Genomic DNA, 11629 nt, shown 5'->3' with positions numbered 1-11629 from the left:
TTTATTTTCATCATAAGGCATTCATTTATCAGATGACACATAGCTCAATATGGGAAAAGAATGGGGGTACTAATGTGGATTATGTAATTGAGATGCTGAATATAACGAAAGTGTTCGGCAATTTCATCGCTAATGATAATATCACCTTGCAATTAAAAAAAGGTGAAATACATGCGCTATTAGGTGAAAATGGTGCTGGGAAGTCCACTTTAATGAACGTGTTATTTGGACTTTATCAACCAGATGGTGGGGAAATAAAAGTTAAAGGTAAAAAAGTTAAAATAACCGACCCAAATGTAGCCAATGATTTAGGGATCGGAATGGTTCATCAACATTTTATGTTAGTTGACACTTTTAACGTTACCGAAAACATTATACTAGGAAAGGAACCAACACGTGGTGGAAAAGTAAATATTAAAGAAGCTGCTAAAGAAATTAAGCGACTTTCCAATTTGTACGGTTTAGATGTTGATCCGTATGCCATGGTAGAAGATATCTCCGTTGGTATGCAACAGCGGGTTGAAATTTTAAAAACTTTATATCGTGGTGCTGAAATTTTAATTTTTGATGAACCCACTGCCGCATTAACGCCACAAGAAATAACAGAATTAATGGAAATTATGAAACGATTAGTAAAAGAAGGCAAATCGATCATACTAATTACCCATAAATTAAAAGAAATTATGGAAGTGGCTGATCGAGTAACCGTTATCCGCCGTGGAAAGGGATTAAAAACATTAAATGTTTCCGATACAAATCCAACTGAATTAGCGAGTTTAATGGTTGGTCGAGACGTCATATTTTCGATGGAGAAAAAACCAGCGGAACCAAAAGAGCCGGTTTTAAAAGTGAAAAATTTGGTAGTTAAAGATTACCGTGGTACTGAAAAGGTGAATCGATTAAATTTAGAAATTCATCGTGGTGAAATATTAGGAATTGCCGGTGTAGATGGGAATGGTCAAACAGAATTAATTGAAGCGATTACCGGTCTCCGCAAAGCAGAGAGTGGTACAATTGAACTGAATGGTAAGAATATTACGAATTTGAAACCGCGTAAAGTAACGGAATCAGGATTAGGACATATTCCTCAAGATCGTCATCGTCATGGTCTTGTTCTTAACTTTACTGTTGGTGAAAATGTCGCATTACAAACCTACTATAAAAAACCATTCTCAAAGATGGGGATTTTAAACCATAAAGCAATATATTCAAAAGCACGAGAACTCATCAAGCAATATGATATTCGTACGCAAAGTGAATACACACCAGCACGAGCACTATCTGGTGGTAACCAACAAAAAATCATTATCGGTAGGGAAATTGAAAGGGATCCTGATTTATTAATCGCTGCTCAGCCTACCCGTGGACTAGATGTTGGTGCAATTGAGTTTATTCATAAACGTTTAATTGAACAAAGAGATAACGGAAAAGCAGTATTACTTGTTAGCTTTGAACTAGATGAAGTGATGAATGTAAGCGATAGAATTGCTGTGATATTTGAAGGTCAAATCATTGATATTGTTGACCCGAAAGAAACAAATGAAGAAGAACTCGGATTGCTAATGGCAGGACAAAAGATCCAGCGGAAACACAAGACGAAAGCAGGAGAAAAACAATCTCCAACTGTGAAAGAAGGTGAGAAAATTGAATAAAAAACGATTTGTTACTTTTTTTATACCCGTACTAGCTATTTTACTAGGTCTAATTGTTGGAGCTATTATTATGATCATAAGTGGTTATGATCCCATTGTTGGTTATACACAATTGTGGGAAGGGATTTTTGGGGACCCATATGTTATTGGAGAGACAGTACGACAAATTACACCATACATTTTATCTGGATTAGCGGTAGCCTTTGCTTTTAAGACGGGGTTATTTAATATTGGAGTTGAAGGTCAATTAATCGTCGGATGGTTTGCTGCGGTTTGGGTTGGATTATCCTTTGAATTACCAGCAGTCATACATATACCGCTTGCTGTACTTGCTGCCGGAATCGCAGGCTCTCTTTGGGCATTTATACCTGGTATTTTAAAAGCAAGATTAGGTGTGAATGAAGTTGTTGTCACAATTATGTTAAACTATGTAGCATTACATGTGACAAATGCACTAATACGTGGGATTGCTGGAAAGGACACGACAGATCGGATTGCTGAAACGGCTTCATTACGTATTCCTTTCTTTGAAGAAATCACGATGTATTCCAGGATGCACGGTGGTATTTTTATTGCCATTATAGCTGTTATTATTATTTATTTTATTTTACAAAAAACCAAACTTGGCTATGAATTAAAATCGGTTGGATTTAATCAGGATGCTTCAAAATATGCAGGGATGAATGTATCACGAAACATTGTCATCTCGATGGTTATCTCAGGATTTTTAGCAGGTTTAGCTGGGGCAATGGAAGGTCTCGGAACATTTGAATATGCAGCAACAAAAACAGGAACAACGGGGATTGGATTTGATGGTATTGCTGTAGCTGTTTTGGGTGCGAACCATCCAATCGGTGTTGTTTTCGGTGCTATTCTTTTTGGTGGATTAAAATATGGTTCATTAAATATGCCAAACCCGCCAGCTCAAATCCCATCAGAAATGATCACAGTTATAATTGCCATAATTATCTTTTTTGTTGCAAGTGGTTATCTATTCCAATGGCTATATGAAAAGTTTTCTAAAAAGAAAGGAGTGAAATAATATGGAGGAACTAGGACTAATTGGCATTATCGCCTTCGTATTTTATACTTCCTTATCATATGCAGCACCACTTATTTTTACTGGTTTGGGTGCAGTATTTTCTGAACGATCTGGTGTAGTAAATATTGGACTAGAGGGAATTATGCAGGTTGGAGCATTTATAGGTATCATATCTAACTTGCTGCTTGCTGAAATGTTTAGAGGCCTAACACCTTGGATAGCCATATTAATCGCAATGGTGATTGGTAGTTTATTCTCATTATTTTTAGCTATATCTTCTGTAACATTTCGAGCAGATCAAATTATTTCTGGTACTGCATTAAATATGTTAGCAGCGGGTGCCACTGTGTTTTTAGTGAAAAAAATCTACGATGGTAAAGGACAAACACCTTATATTCAAGAAACAATAACACGATTTGATATTCCAGTATTAGAAAATATTCCAGTATTAGGACCTCTTTTTTTTCAAAACGTATATATAACATCGTATTTAGCGGTGTTAGCTGCGATCGTCGGTTGGTTCATCTTATTTAAGACACCATTTGGATTAAGACTTCGTTCTGTTGGTGAACATCCAACTGCAGCAGATACGATGGGGATAAAAGTAAATCGTATGCGTTATATTGGAGTCATGATATCTGGTGCATTGGGGGGAATTGGAGGTGCCATCTTTTCCCAAACCATTACATTAGATTACAGTGCTGCTACAATTAGTGGACAAGGATTTATGGCCATTGCTGCGATGATCTTTGGTAAATGGAATCCATTAGGGATGATGGGCGCTGCCATTTTTTTCGGCTTTGCGCAAAGTTTGAGTGTGGTAGGCACCAACATACCATTTATTCAAGATATCCCAACAGTATATTTATATATTCTACCTTACGTATTAACAATACTTGCCATTGCAGGTTTCATCGGAAGATCAGTAGCACCAAAAGCTTTAAATACGCCATATATTAAAGGACAAAGATAATATCAAATGATTTAAAATCTGATTTCTCATTTTAGCGATAAAATGAGGGATCAGATTTTTTATTCTTTACTTAAAATTAAGTCAAAACTTGCAATTAAGAAACAGACCCATGTATAGTGAAATTATAAACCTTTTGTTCTAATTAATGTTTTCAAATAAACGGATATACAATGTTTATTAGGAAGTTAATTGATACATAATTGAACTATAGCTATATTATGTATCTATATTACTAGTTCTCTAAACCTAATATTGCTGTTTAAAGCCGACTTAAGAATTGTGTTGACAGGAGGATAAAGATGAAAAAAATAATTGAAAACGGTGGACTAAAGTTACATTTATTAAAAACAGAGAAATATAAAACAAATACGATCGTTTTTAAAATGAAAACACCGCTTACAAAAGAGAACGCTACAATTCGCGCACTATTACCACATGTATTGCAAAGTGGTACAAATACATATCCTAGCATAACGGAAATACGATCGTATTTAGAAGAGTTATATGGGGCAGTTTTATATGTAGACCTTCAAAAGAAAGGTGAATATCACGTAATTTCCATAACGATGGAGTTAGCGAATGAAAAGTTTCTAAAAAGTGATGAACCATTATTAGAAAAAGGCATCACATTTTTAGCTGAACTATTATTAAACCCGAAAACGGAAAACAACAACAGCTTTGATCAGCAAATCGTTGAAAAAGAAAAACGAATCTTAAAACAACGTATTCAAGCGGCTTTTGATGATAAAATGCGTTATGCAAATTTGCGATTAATACAAGAAATGTGTAAGAACGAGCCTTATTCTGTTCCTGTAAACGGCTATCTGGAAGATGTAGATGAAATTACAGCACAAAATTTATACAGCTATTATGAAAAGTCGATAGCGGAAGATGAACTCGACTTATTTATTGTCGGTGATTTTGATGAAAACGAAGTAGAAGCCCTTGTGAGGGAAAAATTATCGTTTACGGAGCGAAATCCAAAATATGTATCGAAAGCTATTTCACACAAAGTGGATAAAGAAAATGTCGTTATAGAAAAACAGGACTTAGCCCAAGGAAAATTAAATATTGGTTTGCGTACAAATATTAGATATGGTGATAATGATTATTTTGCCTTGCAAGTATTTAATGGACTATTTGGTGGTTTTCCACATTCAAAACTATTTATTAATGTAAGAGAAAAGGCCAGTTTAGCTTATTATGCTGCAAGTCGTCTAGAAAGCCATAAAGGATTAATGATGGTAATGACGGGGATAGAAACCAAAAACTATGATAGAGCTTTAACTATTATTAAAGAGCAGCTAAAAGAAATGAAACTTGGTCATTTTACTGAGGATGAATTAGCTCAAACGAAAGCTATGATCCAAAACCAAATGATGGAAACAATAGACACGTCTCGTGGTTATATTGAAGTGTTATATCATAATGTCATAAGTCAATCCAATTTCACAGAAGAGCTATGGAAAGAAAAAATTAATGAAGTGAAAAAAGAAGATGTGATTAAAGTTGGAGAAAAAATTCAGCTCGATACGGTTTACTTTTTGTCAGGAATGGAGGCTTGAGCATGAAAAGAATTGAATTTAAACAACTTGATGAAGAATTATATTTTGAAAAACTAGATAACGGTTTAGATGTATATTGTTTGCCGAAAAGAGGATTTAATAAAACTTTTATTACGTTTACAACAAAATATGGATCTGTTGACAATCACTTTATGCCATTAGGCAGTAATGCGTTTATACAAGTTCCCGACGGCATCGCCCATTTCCTTGAACATAAAATGTTTGAAAAAGAAGATGGAGATGTGTTTCAAACTTTTACAAAACAAGGTGCCTCAGCAAATGCTTTTACATCTTTTACAAGGACTGCATACTTATTTTCCGCTACGAATAACATTTATGAAAATTTAAAAACATTAATCGATATGGTCCAAGTTCCGTATTTTACAGAGCAAACCGTTGAAAAAGAAAAGGGGATCATCGGTCAAGAAATTCAAATGTACAATGATAATCCTGACTGGCGACTCTATTTTGGTACGATTGAAAATATGTATCATAATCATCCTGTAAAAATTGATATTGCAGGCACAATAGAATCTATTGCTGATATTACAAGTGAGTTATTATATGAATGTTACCATACATTTTATCATCCAAGTAATATGTTATTATTTGTCGTCGGTCCTGTAGATCCAAAAGCTATTATTGATATGATTCGAAAGGATCAAGCTGCACGGCCATTTAAAGATCTACCGGAAATTCAAAGACGGTTCGATGATGAACCTGAAAATGTTCGTGAAAATGGAAAAATACTAAAGATGAATGTACAAACACCAAAATGTATGGTAGGAATGAAAGGCAACTTCATTAATCAACAAGGGGATGAAATGCTAAAAACAGAGTTAGCTGTTCAACTTCTTTTAGATTTACTTTTTAGCCGTAGTTCTAATAACTACCGGGATCTCTATGATCAAGGATTAATCGATGACACATTTTCCTACGATTATACACAAGAAGAAACATTCAGCTTTGCTTTAGTTGGTGGTGATACAACCGATCCTGATCAATTAGAAAGTGTAATTAAAAAAGTTTTATTAAAAGCAAAAACACATGAAAATCTTTCTGAACAAGCTTTAGAAAGAATGAAAAAGAATAAGATTGGTTCTTTTTTACGTGCGTTAAACTCCCCGGAATTTATTGCAAACCAATTCACCCGTTATGCGTTTAATGAGATGGATTTATTTCGAGTCGTTCCTATTTTAGAAGAAATCACATTTGATGATGTGAAGAATGTTGCTTCATCATTGATTTCAGAAGATCGTTTAACAGTATGTAAAATCTTGCCGAAAAATGAATAATCAGTTATCTTGAAAGAGGCAATCTTATCTAAAATTGTCTCTTTCTTTTTACATTTTCTAAATTCTTTTTTATAAAGTTAATTTAAAATAGAACATTTTAAAAAAATGAATTATAATCATATGGGGGAGTTATGTTGGAAAAATCCTTTGTTTTAATTACCGGGGCAAGTGGTGGTATCGGTCAATCGATAGCTAAAAAACTTGCAAAAAATGGTCATTCTCTTTATTTACATTATTATACAAACCTTGAGGCCATTTTAGATTTAATGAAAGAATTACGTGAGCTCAATAAAGATGGTGAATATATCCCGATTCAAGCGGATTTACGAACCGAAGAAGGTTGTCAACAATTAACTCATGAAATTTATCAAATACAAGCGATTGTGCATAATAGTGGGATCGCGGTTAACAAAGTATTAACGACCATGTTAACCGAAGAGATCCATGATTTAATATCGTTACATTTAACGGCACCTATATTAATTACGAGAAGTTTGTTACCAAAGTTAATTCGTCAAAAACATGGAGCTATTTGTTTCGTTTCTTCGATTTGGGGACTAACGGGTGCTTCTTGTGAGACAGTATACTCAGCTGTAAAAGGAGGACAAATAAGTTTTGCGAAGGCGTTAAGTAAGGAAGTTGCTCCGAGTGGAATTCGAGTAAACTGTGTCGCTCCAGGGGCAATTCAAACAGATATGTTAAATAATTTAAATGAAGAAGATTTAGAAATTATAAAAAATGAAATTCCTCTTGAAAGACTAGGTAAACCGGATGAAGTTGCAGATGCAGTAGAATATTTATTATCTGACAAAGCTTCTTATATCACTGGCCAAGTGATCAGTGTAAATGGTGGATGGTATGTTTAATTGATAAAAAATCTTTACATAAACTATTTTTTCCAAAAGTATAATTTTTCTCCTCCTAAGCAAAATAGTATTGAACACTTAAAAGGAGGTTCAATACGAATGGGAGTTTTAAATAACTGGGAACAATGGAAAGATTTTTTAGGTGACAAGTTACATCAAGCACAAAAAGCAGGATTGGATCAGGAAGTCATTAATAATCTAGCCCAGGAAGTCGGCGATTATTTAGCAAGTAACGTTGATCCGAAAAATGAACAACAACGGGTCCTTTCTGATTTATGGTCAGTCGCAAACGAAGAAGAGCAACAGGCGATTGCAAATGTGATGGTTAAACTTGTCCAAAATAACGGTTCAAAATAGAGAGGGAAACCTCTCTTTTTCATTGATTAGATTCTGAATTATTGCTATTCAATGATATTTTTATTACAAATACTAGAAAATGATTGTTAAATCTTTCCTAACCACCAAAAATCATTTATTATTTAATATAGTGAAAATGTCTTTAGAATCGGGTGACGATGGTGGAAAAGAAGTTAGTATGGTATTTAGAATATGAAATTATTATAAATAGACCTGGGCTTCTTGGTGATATTTCGTCATTATTAGGAATGTTATCCATAAATATTATTACGATTAATGGAATTGACCGGGGCAGAAGAGGTTTACTTATTTTATCTAGTAAAGAACATATTCAACGTTTAGAACCGATTTTACAAACGATGGAGACAATTCGATTGATCAAGTTAAGAGAACCTACTTTACGGGACCGCCTTGCAGTTCGTCATGGACGTTATATTCAACGAGATGAAGAAGACAAACGAACGTTTCGCTTTGTTCGTGATGAGATCGGTTTATTAGTTGATTTTATGAGTGAAATTTTTAAAGAAGAGGGACATAAATTAATCGGTATTCGTGGCATGCCACGTGTAGGTAAAACAGAATCGCTCGTAGCTGCAAGTGTATCAGCAAATAAAAGGTGGATATTTATATCTTCTACATTGTTAAAACAAACCATTCGCGATAAACTTATTGAAGGTGAATATGACGGTGACAATGTCTATTTGATTGATGGTGCGGTTTCTTTAAAAAGAGGAAATGATCGTCATTGGAGTCTTATACGTGAGATAATGCAATTACCAGCTGTAAAAGTGATAGAGCATCCAGATTTGTTTGTACAAAAAGGAGAATATTCTTTACAAGATTTCGATTATATTATTGAATTGAGAAATAATCAAGAAGAAGAAATCACATACGAAATGGTAAACAAACAAAATACATTATTTGAATTTGATTTTTAAAAATGGAAGGTGTTACCATTGACAGAATTAGGAAATAGATTAAAAGAAGCTCGTGAAACCAAAGGATTAACTTTAGATGATTTACAAGAAATAACAAAAATTCAAAAAAGATATTTAGCAGGCATCGAAGAAGGAAACTTTGATGTGATTCCGGGAAAGTTTTATGTACGTGCCTTTATTAAACAATATGCTGAAGCGGTAGACTTAGATCCTGAATCACTTTTTGAAGAGTTTCGAAATGAAATACCGTCCGTACATGACCAAAATATAACTGAACAATTATCAAGAACACAAACAAGGACGAATGTTGCTAAGGAAACTTCTAGATTTTTGGACAATTTGCCAAAATTGGTAACGGCTCTTATCATAATTGCTATTGTCGTCATTGGTTGGTATTTTTTTACAAAAGCAATGGGGAATAACGATGATGTAGCAAATGCCGGAGAAGACGTTCAAACTCCATCAGTTAGTTACGATGAAGTTGGCGAGCCTTCTGAAAATGATAAGACGGACATTGCCGACGATGATTCTGAAACAGAAAAGGCGAATGATAATGATCAAAAAAATGAAGCGTTAGAGGAAGAACAAGAACCTGATTCGAAAACTCAACAATTAAAAGCCATTCAAACAGAAGGGACGACAACTACATACGAATTAACAAACGCAGATACGTTTAAGTTAGAAGTAAAGGTAACGCCAGGAGGTCAATCTTGGGTAGAAGTGTACAACACAGATAAAAGTAAGCAGTTTTTTAAAGAAATGTTAACAGAAGAAAACCCACAGTCATATGATTTTTCTGAAGAAAATGGTGCACGATTAAGAATAGGTGCAACAGGTGTAACGGAAATCTATGTTAATGGAGAAAAATTGGAATATGCCACAGAGGCAACCGTTCAAAATATTATTATTCAATATAACAACGATGAAGAATAGTCATGCTTGATTGATGACTATTTTCTTCTGTTTTTTAACCACTTTTTGCCAATAGATTATTTTCGTTATAAAATGGTCATGTAGTATTTACATCATTGAATATTTTGGAGGTTTAAAAAGTGAATATACCAAATCGAATTACGTTAGCACGTGTATGTATGATCCCTTTATTTGTTATTTTTATGGTTTTGGATTTTCCTTGGGGAGAAGTACAGTTTGGGGACGTCACATTAACTGTTGCACAACTGCTTGCAACACTTATTTTTATCATTGCGTCAACAACTGACTGGATTGATGGTTATTATGCTAGAAAATACAATCTCGTTACCAATTTAGGAAAATTTTTAGATCCATTGGCAGATAAACTATTAGTATCAAGTGCATTTATTATTTTGGTGGAATATGGACTGGCACCTTCATGGGTCGTCATATTAATCATTAGTCGAGAATTTGCTGTAACAGGCCTACGACTCATATTAGCTGGGGGAGGCGAAGTTGTAGCAGCAAATATGCTAGGGAAAATAAAAACATGGACTCAAATCATTGCCATTATTGCTTTATTACTAGAAAATGTGCCTTTCTCATACATTGATTTTCCGTTTGCTGATATTATGTTGTATATAGCACTATTCTTTACGTTATGGTCTGGACTTGATTATTTTATGAAAAATAAGCAAGTTTTTTCTCAGTCAAAATAATCGATTGACGACACTTAGGAGGGGAATGGATGAAAAATGCCGAAATCATTGCTGTCGGTTCCGAAATTTTACTTGGTCAAATCACAAATACAAATGCAAAATTTATTTCAGAACATTTAGCGAAATTAGGAATCAACGTCTATTTTCATACGGTGGTTGGTGATAATCCAAAGCGTTTACTAAACGCTGTAAAAGTTGCTGAATCAAGGGCTGATATGATCATATTTACCGGTGGCTTAGGTCCCACGAAAGATGATCTAACGAAAGAAACATTGGCCAATCATTTAGGTGTTAAACTAAAATACGATGATCAAGCTTTACGCTCAATAGAAAACTTTTTTCAAAAAAGAAACCGTGTAATGACAGAAAATAATAAAAAACAAGCCCTGATATTTTCAGGTGCACATTGCCTACCGAATGATAACGGAATGGCACCTGGTATGTTTTTCATTAAAAATAATCGGACTTATATCCTCTTACCAGGACCACCAAGTGAAATGGAACCAATGTTCACTACATATGCTATACCGGAAATTCTAAAAAGGATTGAAAAGGTAGAACAAATTGAATCCAGAGTGCTACGTTTTTATGGAATTGGTGAGTCACAACTGGAAGTGGAACTTGAAGATCTTATTGATGCACAAACAAACCCAACACTAGCACCGCTTGCTGTAGATGGAGAAGTAACGGTACGAATGACTGCTAAACATGTGTCCGATGATGAAAGAAAATTATTACTTGATCAAATGGAAGAGCAAATTTTAGCTCGAGTTGGACAGTATTTATATGGATATGGGGAAACGACATTACTAAATGAAATGGGGAAGCTGCTTAAGGAAAACAATGCAACAATTGCTGTTGCCGAGAGCTTAACAGGAGGACTGTTTCAAGAAGAAGTAACTTCAATAGCAGGTTGTAGCAAATGGTTTAAAGGTGGCATAGTTTCATACGCGAAAGAAGTAAAAATAAACAGTCTAGGTGTGAAGAAGGAAACCGTTGATAAGTATGGGGTTGTGAGTGAGCAATGCGCCCGAGAAATGGCTGAAAACATTCGGAAACTAATGGATTCAAATATCGGCATAAGTTTTACAGGTGTTGCGGGACCTGGTCCCCTCGAAGGAAAAGAGCCTGGAACCGTTTATATCGGTTTGTCCTTTAAAGAGAAACCAACGAAAAGTTATTATATGAATTTTTTTGGTAATCGAGAAGTGGTACGGGTACGTTCCGTAAAACATGGTGCTTGGTTAGTTTACAACGAACTTCGTGAAATAGGCAAAATGTAATGTCAGTGGGATTTTCACTCCCACTGT

General features: G+C 34.6%; 11 protein-coding genes. All 11 read left to right on the top strand.

Annotation, left to right across the window (positions count from 1 at the left end; translation table 11 throughout):
- Nucleotides 1–74 precede the first annotated feature (74 nt).
- The 11 genes from OEV82_RS01010 (at nt 75) to OEV82_RS00960 (ending at nt 11602) form a co-directional block, all read left to right on the top strand.
- Nucleotides 75–1652: an ABC transporter ATP-binding protein gene (locus tag OEV82_RS01010; protein WP_263060726.1), complete on the top strand. Its 1578-nt coding sequence runs from the start codon at nt 75–77 to the stop codon at nt 1650–1652.
- Nucleotides 1645–2694 (top strand): ABC transporter permease, encoded by a 1050-nt coding sequence (locus tag OEV82_RS01005; RefSeq protein WP_317630468.1) that lies wholly within the window; start codon nt 1645–1647, stop codon nt 2692–2694. Before OEV82_RS01010 ends, OEV82_RS01005 begins: the two co-directional genes overlap by 8 nt.
- Nucleotide 2695: 1 nt before the next feature.
- Complete coding sequence (locus OEV82_RS01000) at nt 2696–3667, top strand: ABC transporter permease (protein ID WP_263060725.1); 972 nt, start codon at nt 2696–2698, stop codon at nt 3665–3667.
- A gap of 299 nt (nt 3668–3966) precedes the next feature.
- Nucleotides 3967–5232 (top strand): EF-P 5-aminopentanol modification-associated protein YfmF, encoded by a 1266-nt coding sequence (yfmF, locus tag OEV82_RS00995; protein WP_263060724.1) that lies wholly within the window; start codon nt 3967–3969, stop codon nt 5230–5232.
- Nucleotides 5233–5234: 2 nt separating this feature from the next.
- Nucleotides 5235–6527, top strand: a complete 1293-nt coding sequence (gene yfmH / locus OEV82_RS00990; RefSeq protein ID WP_263060723.1) for an EF-P 5-aminopentanol modification-associated protein YfmH — start codon at nt 5235–5237, stop codon at nt 6525–6527.
- A gap of 134 nt (nt 6528–6661) precedes the next feature.
- Nucleotides 6662–7393 (top strand): elongation factor P 5-aminopentanone reductase, encoded by a 732-nt coding sequence (ymfI, locus tag OEV82_RS00985; RefSeq protein ID WP_173661478.1) that lies wholly within the window; start codon nt 6662–6664, stop codon nt 7391–7393.
- Between the two features lie 99 nt (nt 7394–7492).
- Nucleotides 7493–7750, top strand: coding sequence for a DUF3243 domain-containing protein (locus OEV82_RS00980; protein ID WP_161919299.1), 258 nt, complete (start codon nt 7493–7495; stop codon nt 7748–7750).
- Nucleotides 7751–7908: 158 nt separating this feature from the next.
- A complete protein-coding gene (locus OEV82_RS00975) occupies nt 7909–8688 on the top strand; it encodes a YmfK family protein (protein WP_377701698.1) in 780 nt (259 codons plus the stop codon).
- Nucleotides 8689–8706: 18 nt separating this feature from the next.
- Complete coding sequence (locus OEV82_RS00970; RefSeq protein WP_263060722.1) at nt 8707–9621, top strand: helix-turn-helix domain-containing protein; 915 nt, start codon at nt 8707–8709, stop codon at nt 9619–9621.
- A gap of 119 nt (nt 9622–9740) precedes the next feature.
- Nucleotides 9741–10319, top strand: coding sequence for a CDP-diacylglycerol--glycerol-3-phosphate 3-phosphatidyltransferase (pgsA, locus tag OEV82_RS00965; RefSeq protein WP_173661484.1), 579 nt, complete (start codon nt 9741–9743; stop codon nt 10317–10319).
- Between the two features lie 29 nt (nt 10320–10348).
- Nucleotides 10349–11602 carry a competence/damage-inducible protein A gene (locus OEV82_RS00960; RefSeq protein ID WP_263060721.1) on the top strand — a complete coding sequence of 418 codons (1254 nt, stop codon included), beginning with the start codon at nt 10349–10351 and terminating at the stop codon, nt 11600–11602.
- Nucleotides 11603–11629: the final 27 nt, after the last annotated feature.

The organism is Pallidibacillus thermolactis (genome assembly GCF_025660415.1).
In the GTDB taxonomy this organism is placed as follows: domain Bacteria; phylum Bacillota; class Bacilli; order Bacillales; family Caldibacillaceae; genus Pallidibacillus; species Pallidibacillus thermolactis.
The sequence above is the reverse complement of the archived record's forward strand: the minus strand, read 5'-3'. Positions and strand labels throughout refer to the sequence as shown.

Excerpts from the sequence above, each read along its gene's own strand:
- yfmF (WP_263060724.1), top strand. The coding sequence starts at position 3,967 with ATGAAAAAAATAATTGAAAACGGTGGACTAAAGTTACATTTATTAAAA.
- OEV82_RS01000 (WP_263060725.1), top strand. The coding sequence starts at position 2,696 with ATGGAGGAACTAGGACTAATTGGCATTATCGCCTTCGTATTTTATACT.
- OEV82_RS00975 (WP_377701698.1), top strand. The coding sequence starts at position 7,909 with ATGGTGGAAAAGAAGTTAGTATGGTATTTAGAATATGAAATTATTATA.
- OEV82_RS00960 (WP_263060721.1), top strand. The coding sequence starts at position 10,349 with ATGAAAAATGCCGAAATCATTGCTGTCGGTTCCGAAATTTTACTTGGT.
- OEV82_RS00980 (WP_161919299.1), top strand. The coding sequence starts at position 7,493 with ATGGGAGTTTTAAATAACTGGGAACAATGGAAAGATTTTTTAGGTGAC.
- yfmH (WP_263060723.1), top strand. The coding sequence starts at position 5,235 with ATGAAAAGAATTGAATTTAAACAACTTGATGAAGAATTATATTTTGAA.